Source organism: Streptomyces sp. NPDC043876 (assembly GCF_056435825.1).
On the sequence record NZ_JBWKDV010000028.1, the window covers coordinates 1 to 18,049 of the forward strand.

Below are 18,049 nucleotides of genomic sequence, written 5' to 3' on the forward strand. Positions count from 1 at the left end.
CCCGCGGAGCGGGTACCTGAGCGCTGCGCGCTCAGGACCGAACGGCCTCGCTGCGCTCGGCCGGGGCGCCTTCGGCGCCTGGCTCTCCGCTTCGCTCCGAGCTATGGCCGGCCCTTCGGGCCGGAGTCCTGCGCTGCGCTCCGGACTGCCCGGGGGCTCCGCTTCGCTCCACCCCCTTGGGGGCCGCTTCGCGGCTCCCAAGGACCCCCGCGCTCCGCGCGGGGGTGACTCCGTTTCACGGAGTACGGGCCTACGGCCCGTTGGGGTGCCCGCTTCGCTCCCCCGGGTCCTATCGGCTTCGCCTTTGGGACCCGGGGCCGAGTCCGCTCAACGTCAGCGTTTCTTCCGGAACAAGCCCCAGGAGAACATGCACACCAAAGCCACGAACAACACCAGCGCAAGCACTTTCCCCGCCGGCCCGTCAGGCCACGTCGTCCCAGCCAACTCCATACCCGAACACCCCCTCCCGCCCCGGCTCCCCATACGTCAGCGTCGTCTTCTGAAATAGCCATGCCGGTGCAGTTTGTAGACCACCCAAGGGGCAAGGGCAGCCCACACCGCCAGGAACGCCCACTTGAGCCACGGAGGCCCCTCCGGCCTGTCCCCCTGCGCCAACTCCGAGGCAACCACTACGAGTGAAGTCATACCCCTCAACTGCCCAGGTTTCGCTGCGCCTCACCCCGAACAGTGTGCTTCCCATGGGGAAGTGACCCCGTTTCACGGGGTCTGAGATTCGGGTTTTCGGGGCGAGTCCGCTTCGCTCCCTCACCCGCGGGGGTTCTGGGCAGCCTGCTATCCGGGCAGTGAGCGGGGCTGCTGCTCATGGGGATGGTTCGGGGGTTCCTGTTCTTCGGCTTCCCGTGCGCGACGGGCAGCCAAGTCCTGGAGGTATTCCGCGCCGATCTCCCTCAGCCGCTCTTCCGTCTCCAGCGCCTTCCCGCTCGCCCTCATGCCCTATCCCCCTGAACGCTGACCTGACACAGACGCCCCTGCCGAGTCATCATCCCCCGGGGACAGCGGTCGGGCTCAAACCGAACCCTCACCCGGCCTGAAATCATCACTGGCACGGCTCAAAACCCCATCGAAACAGACGGTCCGCCCTTAAACGGCATCCAGTGGGCTCCGCCTACAGCCCCCTGGGCTCCACTTCGCGGAGCCGGCTGGCCGCAGTGCGGTCATGCACTCATCCGTGTCATTCTTCAGTAGCCGGTGCATCAGTTGGACCCACATGTACCTTTGGTGGAAGAGGTAGCCAGGGTTTGGCTCTGAAAATGTCGCTTCGTTCGAGAGGAACAGCTCTAATGGCCGGTGCTTGTGATTCTGCTGGAACGGGTCACGTCCTGAGCGGCGCTTCTGTGCGCGAAGTGAGCCAGTATGAGGCTGCGGGCGCCGATGCCCGGTTGAAGCTGTTCACGATCCTGGCTGCCCGGGGTGCGCCAGCTGATGAGGCGGACGACCTGCTGGCCGCGGTGGAGGCCGGCGCAGTGGCAGGTGCGCAGTCCGAGATCGCCGGGCTGGACGGCATGGCCCCGGCTTCCCGCGGCACGACGTTCGCCGACGGCTGGGATGAGGGCGTACTCGCGGTGAGTGAGGCCTTGACCGGTATCGCTGAGCGGAACTGGTCCCGGCGCAGTGGCCAGGCGGCTGAGCTGGCCTCACATCTGGCGGGCGTCAGGCGGCGCGAGCGCCAGGAGCTGCTCCGCCTGGACACCTTCGTCCGGCAGACGGTGCTCCCGCGGACCCGCCCGAACACCATGGCCCGGCGCAGGGTCCTGGAGGCGCTGGGTGAGGCCGGCGGCCTGTGCACCGCCTGGACCCTCTCCGACGACCACTTCGTGCAGTGCACCCGGGAGGCCGGGCACTACGACCCGGACGACCGGCCGCCGTTCACGAACGGAGAGCCGGGCGGCTGGCACCAGGCCGACGCCTCGATCTGGAACGACTCCGGCGCCGCCGCCACTCCCCACACCGCCATCTGAAAAACCGCTGGAATCAGGTATCGGAGAGGCGTGGAAATGTCTGCGGTTCAGCTCAGGGAACACCAGGTAGACCAGAAATCGAGTTTCCGGAAATGGGTAGGATTCCCCACACCGAAAACGGTGCCCGCGCGGGGAGCCCGGGCCACGATCGTGTCCGCGACCGGATCCGGGAAGACCATCACCGCCGCCGCCTGCGCGCTCGAGTCGTTCCCTGGCGGCCGGATCCTGGTCACCGTCCCGACTCTGGACCTGCTCGCACAGACCGCGCAGGCCTGGCGCCTGGTTGGTCACCGTGCGCCGATGGTCGCGGTGTGTTCGATGGAGAACGATCCCGTGCTCGAGTCGCTGGGGGTGCGCACCACGACGAACCCGGTCCAACTCGCCCTGTGGGCGGGGGCGGGGCCGGTCGTCGTCCTCGCCACGTACGCCTCCCTCGTCGACCGCCAAGACCCCGACGCACCCGAGGACCAGAACCGAGTCCGCGGACCCCTGGAGGCCGCTCTGGCGGGTGGGGAGCGGCTCTACGGGCAGCGCATGGCACCGTTTGACCTCGCGGTAGTGGACGAAGCGCACGGTACCGCTGGTGATCTTGGTCGGCCGTGGGCGGCGATCCACGACGACACCCGTATCCCCGCCGACTACCGCCTCTACCTCACCGCGACGCCGCGGATCCTGGCCGCGGCCCGGCCACAGAAGGACGCGGACGGCCAGGAGGTGGAGATCGCGTCCATGATCAGCGACCCCGACGGGCCCTACGGGGAGTGGATCGCGGAGCTGGGGCTCAGCGAAGCGATCGAACGCGAGATCCTCGCGGGCTTCGAGATCGACGTCCTGGAAATCCGTCATCCCGAGCAGTTGCCGCTCGTTCTCTCCGAGGAATCCCTGCGTGGCCGGCGGCTCGCGCTGCTCCAGACCGCGCTCCTCGAGCACGCGGCGCGGCACAACCTCAAGACCGTCATGACCTTCCACCACCGAGTGGAAGAGGCAGCCGCGTTCGCCGAGAAGCTGCCGCAGACAGCGGCCGAGCTGTACGCCAACGACACCACCGACGGCGACCTCGCCAAAGCTGCGAGACTGCCCGCGTCGCCGATCGCCGCCGAGTTCTACGAGCTGGAGGCCGGCCGCCACGTCCCCCCGGACCGCGTCTGGGCGCAGTGGCTGTGCGGCGACCACCTCGTCACCGAGCGGCGCGAGGCCCTGCGCCAGTTCGCCAACGGCATCGACGCCAACAACCGACGCGTCCACCGGGCGTTCCTCGCCTCCGTACGCGTCCTCGGCGAGGGCGTCGACATCACCGGCGAGCGCGGTGTGGAGGCGATCTGCTTCGCCGACGCCCGCGGCTCCCAAGTCGAGATCGTCCAGAACATCGGGCGGGCGCTCCGCCCTCACCGCGACGGGACCACGAAGGTCGCGCGGATCATCGTGCCGGTGTTCCTGGAGCCCGGGGAGAACCCGAAGGACATGGTCGCCTCCGCCAGCTATAAGCCCCTGGTCGCCGTTCTCCAGGGCCTGCGCTCACACTCGGAACGACTCGTTGAGCAGCTCGCCTCCCGTGCGCTCACCCACGGGCAGCGCCACGTCCAACTCCAGCGTGACGAGAACGGCCGGATCATAGGAGCCGGCCGCGTCGGCGGCGAGGGCAGTGAGGGCGACGACGGCGGCCAAGACCAGGACGACAGCGCCGACACCGCCATCGAGTCCCCACTGCTCCACTTCTCCACTCCGCGCGACGCGGCCACCATCGCTGCGTTCCTGCGCACCCGCGTCTACCGGCCCGAGTCGCTGGTGTGGCTGGAGGGCTACCAGGCGCTCCTACGGTGGCGGGCCGAGAATGGGATCACTGGCCTGTACGCCGTCCCGTACGACACCGAAACCACCGTCGGCATCACCAAGGACTTCCCCCTCGGCCGGTGGGTCCACCAACAGCGCAAAGCCCTACGGACGGACGAGCTGGCCAAGCGGCGCAAGAAACTGCTCGACGCCCCCGAGGCCGGAATGGTGTGGAAACCGGGTGACGAAGCCTGGGAGAACAAGCTCGCCGCGCTGCGCTCCTACCGCCGGGCGACCGGGCACCTCGCACCCCACCAAGACGCCGTCTGGGGCGAAGGAGACAGCGACGACGCACAGCTCGCCATCGGACAGTTCATCGCCAACCTCCGCCGCAAGGGCACCAAGAACGGTTTGGGTAAGAACCCGGACCGGGCCGCGGAACGCGCGGCCCAGCTGACCGGGATCGACAAAGACTGGAACTGCCCCTGGCCACTCGACTGGCAACGCCACTACCGCGCCCTCGCGGATCTCGCCGACACCGAGGCGGGCGGTGCCCTGCCCGATATCGCCCCCGGCGTCCTCCACGACGGCGACGACCTCGGCCGCTGGCTCCAACAACAGAAACAGCCCCACACCTGGGCCCAACTGCTGCCCGAGCAGCAGGAACGGCTGACCAAACTCGGCATCCAACCCCACCCGACGCCATCCCCCACCCCGGTCGCGCGCGCGGCCACGGGGGTCTCCAAGGCCGAGCAGGCGTTCCAGCGCGGGCTGACCGCGCTCGCGCAGTGGACCGAGCGCCGAGGCGCCCGGCCAGTACCCCGCGGCCACACCGAACCGACCATCATTGAAGGCGAGGACGAGCCGGTAGCCGTACGGCTCGGCGTATGGATTTCGAACACCCGAGCCAGGAGAGACAAGCTGCACCCCGAACAGCTCGCCGCCCTCGCCGAACTCGGCATCACCTGGGCGCGGTGATCCCGGGACTCTGTCCCTGAATGCCCCTGTCACCACGCTGACCTGGGGCGACGGGCAGGGGCAGAGCGCGGTGGCGGCTCGCCGCTCTTGCTTCCGGGCATGACAAAGCCCCGAACATCACGTGAGTGATGCCGGGACTTCATCATCATGCATGCAGCAATCCGGCATCCCGAGATCTTTGGCGAGAGCAGGGATGGTCCGGACTGTCTCCCAACTCGGTAGCTAGGCTCCGGGCTGGGGGTGCGCCACCGGTCTCACGACAGGAACGCACCCGACTTTGGGCAAGGGTACCGCTTGGAAGAGGGCTGGTTCAGAGGCAGCGATGTGGCTTCGAGAGCACCACACACCACTTGCTTCGGGTCATAGCTGTCTCCCTCAAGAGGATCCCAACTGCTTATGCCTAGTAAAGGCGCCTGAAGCGGGATTCCGTGCAGCCGAGCGACTGTGACGTGCATCACACTCCGCTCGGTCGCTGCGCTGATCCTGAGACAGCCCCAACGATCAGCGCAGCCGGCGGGCCGCGAGTCTGTGACCAGAGTGGGCATCGACGGCGGACCGGCGCCACCCATCGTCCGTCGCTCAAGCAGAAGCGACTCGGGCGCGAGTCCTCATACAGTTCGCCCGACGACCCTCTGCTCACACCGACTCCATTGGGGCTCACACCGACTGGAACCGAGTCCGGCCGATGCGACCCGGGCTGGACTCGTACACCAAGAAAACCCCGCTGAGCTCGAATCCCGAAGACCTCGGTCGACCGCGTGCAATTAGAGGTCGAGGGCGCGCATCGAAATTAGCCGGACTTGGACCCGAATCAGACTTAGTGATCATTTCACAATCACACCTTGCCGCCCTGAATCGAGTTTCATTCGGTCGAGACTGGCCTGATCCCCATGAATGGGCAGCATCCGATTAACTCGCGTCCAATCTCACTTCCATCGAGCTGGCCCTAATCAGGTAAAGCCATTTCGATACGGCGCCGACTCGGGCCGCCGGAGTTGGATGAGGGACCCGCCGGTCGGTTCGCGTCGAGCCTCAGATTCATCGACCTGAGCAGCCGCGGATCACCCGGCGAAGGGCTCCCGGCACCTGGTAACCCGATGCACGCGGAAGCGCCGGAGTTCATCTCCCGACTACAGGTCCGTGCGCCGAGGCCCCGGCGGACGATGCGATTCCGGATCCGCGCGGCTCTCGGTCCACCGGACTGCCGCGGGCTCACCGTCCCTCAGGCGGCGCCGGCCCTCATGTCCGCGGTCCGGTCGACGAGAGCACGCCGAGCATCGCGACCTCCGCGAAGTCGATCACCCCCGCCGACAGATTCCCGAACATCCGTACTGCGTACGAGCGTTCGGGATCCTGGTCCGTACCACTGTGTGATCCTGCGCCCTGGAAAAGATCATGGCCCAGCGGGAACCCGGGGCACGCAGGCGACGTTGAGCGTTCGAAGCTCACCCCCGCCCTCCTCCGGCACACTCCGCTCACCTGCACATATCGCACGGCACCACCGCAATGCGCGAGCTCCCGCCGCCCACTCCCGGAAGATCCCGGACCGGCGGCGGCACCCCACGGGGACCGTCAGGCGTCCCGGGGGGATGTAACGGAGCGTCGGGGTCTGCTTCAATGTCCGGAAAAACAACAGACCATGCAGGACTGGACCTTCGTGAAACTTTGGCGAGAGCCACGAGGTCCGGTCTCTCCCAACCGGTGTTGCCGGGCTGCTCGTGTAGCCCGGCAACACCGGTGTCGAGATGGTCACGACACCGAAGGAGGACTCAGATGAGTCCCTCGGACCTCCAGGGCACCCCGCCCTCCCGCACCCACCGCGTCATCGCCCGGATCAAGCGGATGCCGCAGTCCCTGCGCCGCGCGGCGACCACCACCGACGTATGGATGCAGGACCACAACGTCCTCGCCATCACCCTCACGCTCACCCTCTTCCTCGCCGGCGCCGGCGCCGCGCTGCGCCTGTGGGGCGAGACCGTCCTTGAGCTGGCCAAGGTCTACCAGCCGTTCGCCAACATCCTGTGGATCGGGATGAGCGTGATCCTCCTCGTCCTCGGCAGGTTCCGCCGCCGCCGAGCCGCCCGCCAGGCGGCCGCGCAGGCGGTCACCGCGACCACCGCGACCACCGACACGGGGATGGCCGGCACGGCGCCCGCCGCGGAGGCGACCCTCATCCCGGCGCCCGGCGCGGAGGCGCCCGTCATCCCGGCGCCCGGCGCGGAGGCGCCCGTCATCCCGGCCGCCACTACGAGGGCGGCCGTCGTGTCGACCTCCACCACGAAGACCACCACGAAGACCGCCACCTCGACGTCGACCACCACGACGTCGACCACGACGTCGACCACGAAGCTGGCCATCATCCCCTCGCCGATGTCGGCGGCCATGGAGATGGCCACCATCGAGAGCGGAGGCGACCATGCCCTCTAACGCCCGGCTCCTGATCGACGGCCAGCTCCAGGACCCCTCCTCCATCGAGCTCCGCGACTTCGCCGAGGTGTACAAGAGCACCGCCCCCTTCGTCGCGGGCGTCATCCGCCGCACCCTCGGGCACCAGCACCTCAACGGCGGCGGCGCCGACGACATCGCCCAGCAGGTCTGGGAGACCATCCTCAAGAACTGGGAGCGGGTCGGCCGGCTCACCGCACCCCACAAGTACATCTACGTCGTCGCCGCCAACCACGCCAGGAGGGCCCTGATCCAGCGCACCGCCGAGCTGGCCGTCGGCGAGATCACCACCTCGCACTACCCCCACGCCGTCACCATGCCCGGCCCGGAGTCAGACGCCGAGGTCCGCTCGCTGTGGCAGTCGATCAAGAAGGCCCTTGCCCCGCGCCAGGCCCAGGTCCTCGCGCTCGCCATCGACGGCTACGACGACAAGGACATCGCCTCCACCCTCAACATCACCGCCGAGTCCGTCCGCTCGCACCGCCGTCACGCCAGAAACCACCTCGCCCATCAACTCGACCTCAACCACAGCTGACCCTCTCGCCCCCGCACCACCCGGGCCCCGGACCACCAGTCCGGGGCCCGCCCCATGCCACCCCCCCCTCCAACGCGGTCGCGGTCCGTCCGCGCGCGGACACCACGCCCGGCCGGCCGGCTCGCGAGTGTCGCTGCCGCCGTCAGCGTGCGCGTCCCGTGCCCTTGACCCGTGTGGCCTGCTGCCGGTGGGCGGGCACGGCGGCCTCCGTCGAAGCCGGTTGTCCGGGGACCGCGGCCGCAGGCGTGGTCGTGGAGCGGGAACGGGCCGCCGCCGGAGAGACCCTCATCCGGGACACGGGCACGGTCGACGCGGAGGGCGGCGTCGTCAGGGCGTGCAACGTCGCGTCCACAAGCCGGCCCACCGCAGAAGAGGGCGGCCCCTCCTTCCAAGAGGTGTCCTCACCGAGGCGGGCCATGTGCGCGACGACGAGACCGGTACCGCCCTGGTCGCGGATCTGGTCCATACGGGCGGCCAGCAGGGGCCACTGGCGTGAGCCGACCAACAGGCCCGCCACAGAATCGGGCAGCACGTCCTTGACGACCCCGACGATCGCCGCGTGCGCGAGCCGGTTCACGCCGAGCTGCTCCAGCGCCTTCGCCCGGTCGCCCAGGTCCAGGTCCCGCGGCACGGCCAGGCCCTCGGTCAGCGGCCCCCAGGAGCGCTTCGCGTCCACGCTGGCGGGTGGCGCCCACGGGTCGGCGGCCGCCCGCACCGGCGCAGCAACAGGGGCGGGGGTGGGCGCGTTGCCCGGAGCCGGGGCGGGTGCGGGTACGCGTCCCGCCGCGGGCGCGCCCCACGGGTCGCCGGAGCTGCTGCCCCTGCGCGAGGCCAGCTCGTCCCGGGCCGGCGGCGCGACAGCACCGGGAGCAGCAAGGGCCGGGACGGCGGTGGGCGCCGGGGCGGGGGCCGGGGCGGGGGCGGGGGCCGGGGCGGCGGCCGCGGTGGTGACGGCGGCGACGGCCTGGTCGAGGCCCGCTTCGGCGGCGTGCGCGTCGAGGAGGATCCGGGCGACGTCGATGCCGCGGGCGTCGAGGTGGCCCATCGCGGCCGCGATGTCCGGCCAGGCCGGGGAGGCGAGGATCGCATCACGCACCAGGCCCTGCGGCATCGTCGCCTTGAGGAGGTCGGCCCACCGGTCGGTGCCCTCCGCCTTCGTCCGGGCCGCGTTCGCCACGACGGCCTGGTGGACCGCGGCGGTCATGCGGCCCATCTGCGGCAGGAACGTGGCGAGGTCGACTCCGGCCTGCTGGAGGCCGACGAGCTGGCGGGCCATCACCGGCCAGTCCGCGCCCGCCATCAGCTCACCGAGGATGTCGTCGCCGAGAACGCCGCGCAACTGGTCGGCCGACCAGCCCGGCGCCATCTTGGCCGCGTCCTCGCCGAGTTCCTCCTCCTTGCCCGTGATCCGTTTTTGGGTGGCGCGGCGTACGGCGTCGGTGATGGTCATCATCAGCCGGTAGGCCATCGCCGCGGTCTGCGCGGCCTCCCCGAGGGCTTCGGAGAACGGCTCGGGCTGGGGCGGGTACGTCATCGGCGAGGGCTCCCTCGGTCAAGGTCAGCGCGTACGGGACGGGCCCGGCCGTCCGGGATCCGGGCGCGGCCGGACCGGTACACCGGTAACTGGTGTGGCGGTCGGCAGGCCACGGCCCGGCGTCCGCGCGGTGCGCGCGGTGCGCGGCTTCGTGGCTGGGGGCGGGGCGCCAGTCAGGCCGGCTGCTTCGCGCAGCAGGACGGCGGCTTCGGCAGCGGCTTTCGCCTGCGCGCGGAAGGCCTGCGCGCGGTGCCAGTCGGCGGCGGCCTCCACCGCTTCCACGAGCGCGATCAGCAGGGTGAGGACGACCGCGGCGCCGCCGCCGCGTGCGGCGCGCGGGGCCCGCTCCAACGCGCGGGTCGAGGCGCGCCATCCGGCACGCGCTTGGCCTTCGAGGGAGCGGGCGCCGGGGGCGCGGGCGGCTTGCTCGAAGGCGTCGGCCGCCGCCTGGACGCGGTCGCGGACCAGGGCCGGGGAGTGCGCGGCGGCGACGGCCAGGAGGTCGCCGAGGGCGGCGATGTCGCCAGCGCCTTGGGCCTGTCCGGCGCGGCCCAGGAGGGCGGACGCTTCGCGGATCCGGTGCTCGGCCAGCGCCCAGTCCGCCGGAGTGACGAGCGGGGTGAAGCGCTCGCGGACCCGGGGCAGCGACAGGTCGTAGGCGAGCGTCGACCCGGCGAACCAGACCGGGCGGGTACCGCCGTCGGCGCGGTCCCCCGGCAGCGCCACCGAGTACCCCACCAGGGCGCCGTCATCCGCCCGGCGTTCACGCACGCGCACCCCGGCGTCGCGGAGGCGGTCGAGGAAGTCGGTGTCGCCGTGGGCGAGAGCGGCGGCATGGCGGACGGTGCGCTGCAGGGACTCCCGGGCGGTCTCGGCGAGGCCGCGGCGGGCGGCTTTCTCGGCCTCGCCGGTGACGGGGCGGCGTCGCGCGGTCCGGTCCAAAGGGGACATCGGGGTGAGGTCCCAGCGGGCTTCGAAGGCGCGGGCGGCGGTGTGCATGTTGAGGATGTCGCCGCGTACGCGGGGGTGCCGGCCGTCCTGGCGGGCGAGGGTCGCGAGGAGGTGGATGTGGTCGTCCGCGTGCCGCACCGCGATCCACCGGCAGGCCTGTTCGTCGCCGCGGGCGGCGATGCCCGCGGCGTGCACCATGACGGCGGCGACCTCGCTCCATTCCGCGTCCGACAGCAGCCGGTCGCCGGGGGCGTTGCGGACCGAGACGTGCCACACATGCTCGGCCGGCTCCGGTCCGCGCAGCGCTTCCACGGGAGCGTCTAGGAGCAGCGCCAGATCGGCGAGCGACATGCGTGCGGGGGCGCGGGCCGGGCACGGCAGATCCGGGTCCCAACCGGCGACGAGGTGAGGGTCGACGTGCTCGTCGCGCTCGCCCGGACCGAAGAGGTAGTCCAGGAGGTCGATCGTCGTCGAACCCGACTCCGCCTTCTTCGGCATCACGACCGCGGGCGCCTCTCCCGCATCACCGCGACCGTCGCCGCATCCACCCGGACCACCGCCGCCAACGCCGCTTCCACCACGGCGGCAGCCGTCTCCTGGACGCCGACCACCGGTGGGTCGGCGGCCGTCAGCAAGCGGAGCGCCGCGACAGTCTCCCGCAGGTGCACCCGGGCCTGGACCAGCTCCCGCAGCACGTCCTCGGCGTCCCGGGAGACCGGCACCAGCACGTGCTGCGCGACCGCCATCACCTGACGCCCCGCCCACGACGCGGGCGACATCCCCTCCCGCCCCGCGGCCAGCCGCACGACCTCCAGCTCCGCGTCGTTGAACGACAGATTCACCCGCCGACCACGCGGCGCGGACGTCAGCCGCTCACGCCGCCGGCCCCCGCCCAAAGGCCCCTCAATACCCATTGATGACGCTCCCGGATAACGCCCGACGGCCCGTCGAATATGCCGGGCCCTCCGGGGTCAGTCAGCCCGTACTGTTCCAGTACGTACTAACTGGCTGCCAATTTCTAATGCCTGAAAAATGGTGCAGGACCATGCGCCCGCGAGCCGGGAAACCAGACACGCCAACACCCGACCCCCACCCCCACCAACAACCCCACACCCCACACCCCACACCCCACACCCCACCCCAACACCACCACCACACGCCGCGCCACCACCACGCCGCGCCACACCCCCACACCACCACCCCCACCCACCACCAACACCCCACAACCACAAAGAAGCGACGACCACCCCGCCAGAACCTCCGCCACCGACCTTCTTTCACGCCGCGGTACGACGGCGGCGTGGCGCATCATCACGACCGCGGCGGGACGGTGCGGGAGAGCGCGGGAGGGCGGCAGCCCTCTCGCGTCACAACCTGCGGGATGCCTCTCGTCCGGCGCGGCAACCATGGGCACTTCGCACCTTCCGGATCTTTCCGAACGGACCGTTGCGATCCGTATCCGTTGGGTGATCTACTGCACTCTCCACATGTCGTTGGGGGGGGCACCGTGCGAATAGGAATCTGTATCGCTGCTGTGGTCACGGCTGGCCGACGACGCGGCAGGAGCGCCGGTGACACTCGCGCCTGCTGACGGGGGGCGCCGGAGTCGGCGCGGCTTCCTCTATCAGGACGCGGTCACGCTGCTGGACTGTCTCGACATGCTGGATGGCCACTGGACGGAAGTCTCCTGGGAGGATTTGGAGGACATCCTCTGTCTTCGGGGAGACGTGCCTGTCTACCGTCAGGTGAAGACCGTAGAGGGGCCCGGAAAGCGCCACAGCATCGCCGATGTCTGCCGTGCCGACATGTCCAAGAAGGAGTCCAACAGAACGGCGGAGTCGAGTTATCTCGGCAAGCTCTTCATGGGAAAGCCGCTCCCCGAGGGCACACGGTTCACCCTCATCGTGAACGAGACACCCCTCGCGGACCTGTACCCATTCGCCTGCGAGCGCGGCGGCAAGCGTGAGCCGGTAAGCACCGCGACCCACACCAATGTGGTCGGAAGGCTCGCGGGGCTGAGCCTGGGCGATGGCCGGGATGTCGGATGGTGCGTCGATCGCCTGGATGTCCTGATCACAGCCCGCACCACGGAGCATGTCGAGAGCGAGGCTCACCGGCGCTTGGTCCCGCTGGTTAAGGACTACCTCGGGCAAGAACCCTTGGTGACTGAGGTCGACGAGGTGTTGAGCGGGCTGGCCCAGTACATCGCGCGAAGCGCGGCCGAGCTACGCCCGCGGAGTCACACCGCTGAGGACTTCCGAGCCATCCTGGACGGCTGTATCCGCAAGGTCACCGGCTTGCGCAGTGACGGCTCCACCGAGCGCCTGATGACCCTCCGACAGAAGCTTCGGCCTGCCGGCGTGCCGGAGGCCGAAGCCGAGCGGCAGCACGAGTCGATGCTCGCCTTCCGCCAGGTCCAGCGCAGCACCGTAGGACTTGGCCGTCAGCGCCTTGCCGCCTTCGCGGACAAGGTCTACGCGATCTGTCAGCTGACCTCGGCGCGGAGGCGTGGCGGCTCCATCGCAACTGGTCCGTTGGCGTATGCAGCCATTCTGGAGGCGATCTTCCAGCTTCCCGAGGTGCAGTCCGGGGAAGTGGACTTCAGCCAGGCCATGGCGGTGCTGAGTGACATCACCGCGCGTTGCCAGAACAGGTACGAAGATGCCTCATAAGATCGGCAGGCAGGCTGTGCCGCCCGCTCACAGGGCCTGGGATCCCGACGACTCGGTCGACTTCCACGCCTCGCGACTGCTGCTTCTTATCCATCTGTGCGGAGAGAGCCCCGGTCCGTACATCGCGGGGCGGACGAAGTTCGCGAAGCTTGACTTCTTTCTGCGGTACCCGGGGTTCCTTGAGCGAGCCCACGCCGCCCTGCCAGCGATGAATGACCGGCAGGGCAGGTACGTCGCTTCGGACGCTGCTGAGATCGAGGCGCCGATGGTGCGCTACCGATACGGTCCCTGGGATCACCGGTACCGCCAGTTCCTGTCCTTCCTCTCCGCGCGCGCTCTGGTCTTCATCACCGTGTCCTACACCCCCGAGCGCGTGAAACTCACCCCGGCCGGCAAGGCCGCGGCAGCGCGCTTCGCGGCGATGGACCAATTCGAGCCCCTGGTACGCCGCTGTGAGGCTATGCAGGGCAACCTGGCGGCGATGTCGGGCACCGATCTGAAGGACCTCATCTACGACCTGTTCCCGGATGAGGTCGGCAACGCGACGTTCCATCAGGAGATCCGACCATGAGTGAGCTCCGTACATCCGAGCGCGGCCTGCGGATCGAGAAGGTCTCCTTGGTCCATCACAGCGGCGAGCTGGACGAGTACGCCTTCGAGTCGGGCAAACTCAACATCCTCACCGGTGTCCGGAACAGCTCGAAGACCACGACCCTCAACGTGATCGATTACTGCCTGGGCGACCGGGGGAGCCCAGCGGATGCCCTCAAGGCCGCCGTCGCCAGTGAGCACGTCGAGGTCAGTACGGATCTGCGAATTGATGGTCGGCCGTACAAACTCACGAGGTACTTCACTCATGGGCGGATGGGCAAGATCGGAATCAACGGCGACGAGATCTCAGCCGCCGACTTCTCCAACTGGATCCTGAACGAACTGGGCTGGCCCAACCTGCTCATCCCCAAAGGTCTCCACTCGACCTCAGCCACCGAGCAGACCCCTCTGTCCTTCCGCAACACCCTGCGGCACTTCTATCGCAACGAGGACTCCTGGACGAGCTTCGCCGACAAGGAGCAGGAGTTTACGCGGCGGGCCGTCGTCAGCCAGCTCCTGGGCTTCGCCCGATCACGGACTGCTCAAGCGAACAGGGACTTCGCACTCGCCCAAGCGAAACGGCGTCTGAACGAAGCCGAAGCCGTCGACAGGGAGGTTCGCGAGAGCACGCTCCAGGCGGTAACAGCGATCTCCCAGAACCTGGGCCTCCCCCTCGTCCGCTCCGCTGAAGAGGTCGTGGGTGCCCGGGGGCAACTCCGTCACGATCTCGATGCCGTGTACGAGCGCCGTCGGCTGTTGACGGACGAGATTCAGGGCCTCACCAACGGGAGCCCTCCGGCGGGCTCCCCCGCCGGGTACGACCCCTCGCTGACGGACACGTACAGCGACATCACCACCCGCCTGCGTCGAGCCACCGATGAGGTGACCAATCTCGGGCAGCTTCTTGAGGAGCACCAGCGCTCGGCTCGAACGGTCACCGCGGAGGTAAGCCGCATGGAGCGCCTGGCGACCTCCATCGAGGTGTTCGACACACTCCCGGTCCGGCTGTGCCCAGCCTGCGAGCAGAACGTCGACCCGCACCGCGACCACGACGAGGATGCCTGCTATCTCTGCTTCCAACCCGTGGACGACGACAAGCGTCAACGCAGAGCGCAGGTGGAGATCAGGTCGCTGAAGTCAGAGCTGGACGATCTCGATGACGTCATCGCGCGCTCCCGAGCCGACCTGGATTCCGCGCGAACCCATCAGCTGCACCTGCAGGTGCAGCAGGCTCAGCTGGCCCAAGAACTCAACCAGCGCCGCGCGGCGGAACTCGCTCCCTTCATGGCCACGCTGGAAGGTCTCGCCGCGCAGATCGCGCAGCTGGAACACAAGCTGACGGCTTTCCCCGCGATGGAAGAGATCTTCCAACGGCGTACCGATGCGCATCGCAGCGTGCTCTCCGCGCAGCTTATGGTCGACCGGATCGAGAAGGAACAGGCAAACTCAACGGCATCCGGCCTCAGCCCCATGGAACGCTGCTCCATCTTCGCCGAACGCATGAACGTTTTCCTCGCCCGCTACAGGGACACGCTGTGGGTGGCCGGACAAGTCTCGATCAGGGACACCGACCTCACCTTCTACGTCGGCTCAAAGCCGTGGGATCAAGGGCTGGGAGCAGAGGCGAAGGTTCTCTTCTTCCTGGCCTACAGCTACGCCATCCTCTTCCTCGACTCGTACCTCGACGAGGAATCTGCCTCCCCCGGCCTGCTTCTGCTCGACAACCCCTACCAACAAGGCATCGCTGCCAGCGTGGTGCACCAAGCGCTCACAGAACTGGCCGAAGCCGCCCACGCCACCGGCACACAGGTCATCAGCACCCAGACGCTGAGGCCCCCGAGCGACCAGCGCATCCGCGAGATCCCTATGCTGCAGGTCTACGACACCCCGTAGAACACGTGAACGTCGATGCGTGCGGCGCAGCGGGCGGGTTCGGCCACCCTCTGGGTCAGACGGGCGAGTTCCCCTCCGCTTCTTCCGTGGACTGCGTGGCTTCGCGCAGGGCCTTCATGAAGGACAGGTAGCGGTCGAGGTCCGCGGCCCAGTCTGGCATGGTGAGGTACTGGAACGTGTTGATGGCGACGGCAGCCGCCGCAACTGCTGCGGGGCTTTCCGGCAGGATGCCCCCGACGCGGGCCCACTGCTCCCACATCACGTGTTCCATGAGCAGGGCGAGGATCTCCGGCTGCTCCGGCGCGCGTCGCATGAGCACCGCGACGACGCCGCTCGCCTCCGCGCAGGTGCGCACGGCGTGGCAAAGGGCCTGGTCGTCGGCTGTCTCGATGGTGCGCACCATGCCGGTGATGCCCTGTGCCAACGGGGACTGCGCCAGGAGGTCGGTTCCAGATAGCTCGGTCTGCAGGAGGGCTTCGCGGAGGTGCTCGATGGCCTCGGTGTTGTCCGGCATGGCCTGTTCCAAGGCTTCTAGCAGTTCCTGGGCACCGACGTCGGCCGCGCCACCGAGCAGCAGTCGGGCGCCGGGGTCGAGCAGGGCGGGGTGGAAGATGTTCGGGAGGGCGGGCGCCGAGGATCGGGGCAGTTCGAGTCCGGCCTCGGCGGCGTGGGCGCGCAGGGTTTCGTCCAGGTCGCGCCGGGGGGAGCGGCGGTTCTTCAGCATCTTGGCGGCGGCGTCTTGTCGGGCCTGGTAGGCCTTGTTGGAGTTCCCGGTGGGGATGTGGTCGATTCCGGCTCGGGCCAGTGGTCGGTTGATGGTGTCGACCAGCGCTGTCCGTAGCCGCTTGGCGGTGTCCGGAGTGTCGTCGATGGCCCAGAAGACCCAGCCGAGCCAGCCGATGCTGCGGCCGGCGCGCGCGGTGTTCGCCAGCCACAGGCCCCGGCGGAGGATTTCGGGCCGGAGTCGGCCGTCGGGCTGACGCCAGTCGGCGGTCGGCGGGAGCCAGCCGTGTTGTTGCCAGCGTTCTACCTGCGTCGTGGTGGCTGTGCCCCCGAGTCCCTCGATGAGTTGGACCAGGGCGACGTGCATGAGGGACGGGCTGGTGCGGGCCATGGTCAGTTCCTCCGGTCCTGGTTGCTGGTGACGAGGACGGAGTACAGGGTGAGCGCAGTTCCCAGCGCATTCGCCAATGCCTCGTTCTGCACGGCCGCGACGGCGGCGGCGGTCACCAAGAGCAGCACGGGGACGGGCGGAATACCGCTTCCGGGCGGCGTGGGCTGGTTGTTCACGTTCAAGTTCCCTTCGGATGCCGGTGCCGGACTGCCCGGCAACACCCCCATGGGGCCATGCCCGCTCGCGCGGACCGCAGGAAACCTCGCGGGGTCGCCGTCCTTCAAGGCTCTGCCGCTCGCCGCGCAGCCCCTTGACCAGCACGGAAGCCTCTGCCGTCCGAAACTAAACTGCTTCGTCTCTCACCGGGTTAGGCAGGCATGAGCAATGACGAAGGCCTCATCACGATCGAGATCCGGGTCCGCGAGAAGGCTGCACTCGAAGCCTCCCGCCTCATCTCCGACCTGTTCCTGTCCAGCGGCCCCTGCCGACTCCGGCGAACCCCCGGCGAGCAGGACGTACAGGTTCTCGTCTACGCGGATGTTCACCGGGACCCCGGAGAAGGTGGATACCTCGATCCGGGTGCCACGCAGGTGAGCACCCCAGACTGGGATCCGGGGTGCTCACCCGTATCCGAGGCCGTCTTCGCCTACGAAGATGGGCCGACCACGACGGGCTGACGCCCAGCTCCAGGATGTGCTCGGCGTCTCAGCGGGAGCTGCCCGAGGTCGCCACTGAAGTGACGACGGTGCGCAGGCGCGGCAGGTCAGGCGGGAGTTCGGACACCGCTCAGCCCCCGTACTGTGCCTGCCGTGCGGCCGGCGGAAGCACCGCGGACGTGCTGCGCGCGGCCGTCTCCTCACGGTAGACCCGGCCGAAGTCGCGGACCTCGTCCTCGGGCATGAGCAGGTGCAGCCGGGCAAGCTGATCCGCTAGTCTGCTGGGGCGGCAGACCACGCCTGCCAGAATTCCGCCCGGATCAGCTCCCACGCCCCGGACACGGACAAGGGTCCCGGACTCGCGTTCAGTCGTTCAAGCCATTGCCGGCCTTACTGCGGCATGGGCGTGGGCATGCGGCGTGAGGAAGACCATGACGCAGGACAAGAAGCGCAAGGCGGCCGCGCGTGCGGTGCAAAAGACGGCCAGCGTGCGGTACACGACGGCTCAGCGACTGGAGGCTGTCTCCAGGAACACGAGCGGACATTCCGGCAGGGATGAAACGACCATGCCGGTGGGCTTGGTCGCGGGACTCAACGCGAGCGTTTATGAAGCCGTCCGAGACCTGACCGATGCCTTGGAGTACGCCCAAAACGGCAGTCCCTTTAACGTCCCACGAATGGTCATCTACCGTTTGGGCGATGTCATCGACACCCTGTCGCAGATCACCCGGGTGGTCACGCAGTACTACCGCGAGAACGGACGCGCCGAGCACGACCTCGGCTCCTATCTCCAGCCCTGCCAGGAGCGCTCCCGTACAGGCAGCCTCGACGACAGCTGTCGGCGACGGGTGAAAAGTGGACCGTTGGCGGCGGATGAAAGTTGACCCCCATCGAGGGCCTGACTCGTTGAGCCAGGTCGGGAGGATGGGTG

Annotated in this window: 14 protein-coding genes; 9 read left to right on the forward strand and 5 right to left on the reverse strand. The window is 68.9% G+C overall.

Annotation, left to right across the window (positions count from 1 at the left end; translation table 11 throughout):
* Positions 1-1,364: 1,364 nt before the first annotated feature.
* The 4 genes from AC0693_RS38115 (at position 1,365) to AC0693_RS38130 (ending at position 7,707) form a co-directional block, all read left to right on the forward strand.
* The gene (locus AC0693_RS38115; protein WP_478804522.1) at positions 1,365-1,979 is read left to right on the forward strand and encodes a hypothetical protein; all 615 of its coding nucleotides are present in this window, start codon (positions 1,365-1,367) and stop codon (positions 1,977-1,979) included.
* A gap of 36 nt (positions 1,980-2,015) precedes the next feature.
* Positions 2,016-4,727 (forward strand): helicase associated domain-containing protein, encoded by a 2,712-nt coding sequence (locus AC0693_RS38120; protein ID WP_478804523.1) that lies wholly within the window; start codon positions 2,016-2,018, stop codon positions 4,725-4,727.
* A 1,773-nt stretch (positions 4,728-6,500) separates the two neighbouring features.
* Positions 6,501-7,154: a hypothetical protein gene (locus AC0693_RS38125; RefSeq protein WP_478804524.1), complete on the forward strand. Its 654-nt coding sequence runs from the start codon at positions 6,501-6,503 to the stop codon at positions 7,152-7,154.
* Positions 7,144-7,707, forward strand: a complete 564-nt coding sequence (locus tag AC0693_RS38130) for an RNA polymerase sigma factor (RefSeq protein ID WP_478804525.1) — start codon at positions 7,144-7,146, stop codon at positions 7,705-7,707. Before AC0693_RS38125 ends, AC0693_RS38130 begins: the two co-directional genes overlap by 11 nt.
* Positions 7,708-7,849: 142 nt before the next feature.
* Here the strand turns inward: AC0693_RS38130 and AC0693_RS38135 are convergent, their stop codons facing one another.
* From AC0693_RS38135 to AC0693_RS38145, 3 genes are read right to left on the reverse strand one after another with little or no spacing between them, the layout of a single operon-like run.
* Complete coding sequence (locus tag AC0693_RS38135; RefSeq protein ID WP_478804526.1) at positions 7,850-9,241, reverse strand: hypothetical protein; 1,392 nt, start codon at positions 9,239-9,241, stop codon at positions 7,850-7,852.
* A gap of 24 nt (positions 9,242-9,265) precedes the next feature.
* On the reverse strand, positions 9,266-10,693 hold the full coding sequence (locus tag AC0693_RS38140; RefSeq protein WP_478804527.1) for a mobilization protein: 1,428 nt from the start codon (positions 10,691-10,693) through the stop codon (positions 9,266-9,268).
* Positions 10,690-11,034, reverse strand: coding sequence for a hypothetical protein (locus AC0693_RS38145; protein ID WP_478804528.1), 345 nt, complete (start codon positions 11,032-11,034; stop codon positions 10,690-10,692). Before AC0693_RS38145 ends, AC0693_RS38140 begins: the two co-directional genes overlap by 4 nt.
* A gap of 729 nt (positions 11,035-11,763) precedes the next feature.
* On the opposite strand from AC0693_RS38145, the gene AC0693_RS38150 reads away from it, so the two are divergent.
* Genes AC0693_RS38150 through AC0693_RS38160 form a run of 3 tightly spaced genes read left to right on the forward strand, consistent with a single transcriptional unit; the run spans position 11,764 to position 15,348 of the window.
* Positions 11,764-12,864 carry a dsDNA nuclease domain-containing protein gene (locus AC0693_RS38150; RefSeq protein ID WP_478804529.1) on the forward strand — a complete coding sequence of 367 codons (1,101 nt, stop codon included), beginning with the start codon at positions 11,764-11,766 and terminating at the stop codon, positions 12,862-12,864.
* A complete protein-coding gene (locus AC0693_RS38155; protein ID WP_478804530.1) occupies positions 12,854-13,435 on the forward strand; it encodes a hypothetical protein in 582 nt (193 codons plus the stop codon). Before AC0693_RS38150 ends, AC0693_RS38155 begins: the two co-directional genes overlap by 11 nt.
* Positions 13,432-15,348, forward strand: a complete 1,917-nt coding sequence (locus AC0693_RS38160; RefSeq protein ID WP_478804531.1) for a hypothetical protein — start codon at positions 13,432-13,434, stop codon at positions 15,346-15,348. Before AC0693_RS38155 ends, AC0693_RS38160 begins: the two co-directional genes overlap by 4 nt.
* Before the next feature lie 55 nt (positions 15,349-15,403).
* On the opposite strand, the gene AC0693_RS38165 is transcribed toward AC0693_RS38160, so the two are convergent.
* Complete coding sequence (locus tag AC0693_RS38165) at positions 15,404-16,462, reverse strand: hypothetical protein (protein ID WP_478804532.1); 1,059 nt, start codon at positions 16,460-16,462, stop codon at positions 15,404-15,406.
* 2 nt (positions 16,463-16,464) lie between these two features.
* On the reverse strand, positions 16,465-16,638 hold the full coding sequence (locus tag AC0693_RS38170; RefSeq protein WP_478804533.1) for a hypothetical protein: 174 nt from the start codon (positions 16,636-16,638) through the stop codon (positions 16,465-16,467).
* Positions 16,639-16,839: 201 nt separating this feature from the next.
* Here AC0693_RS38170 and AC0693_RS38175 point away from each other — a divergent pair, with 201 nt between their 5' ends.
* Positions 16,840-17,139, forward strand: coding sequence for a hypothetical protein (locus AC0693_RS38175; RefSeq protein ID WP_478804534.1), 300 nt, complete (start codon positions 16,840-16,842; stop codon positions 17,137-17,139).
* Positions 17,140-17,549: 410 nt separating this feature from the next.
* On the forward strand, positions 17,550-18,002 hold the full coding sequence (locus AC0693_RS38180) for a hypothetical protein (RefSeq protein ID WP_478804535.1): 453 nt from the start codon (positions 17,550-17,552) through the stop codon (positions 18,000-18,002).
* The last annotated feature ends 47 nt before the right edge of the window (positions 18,003-18,049 follow it).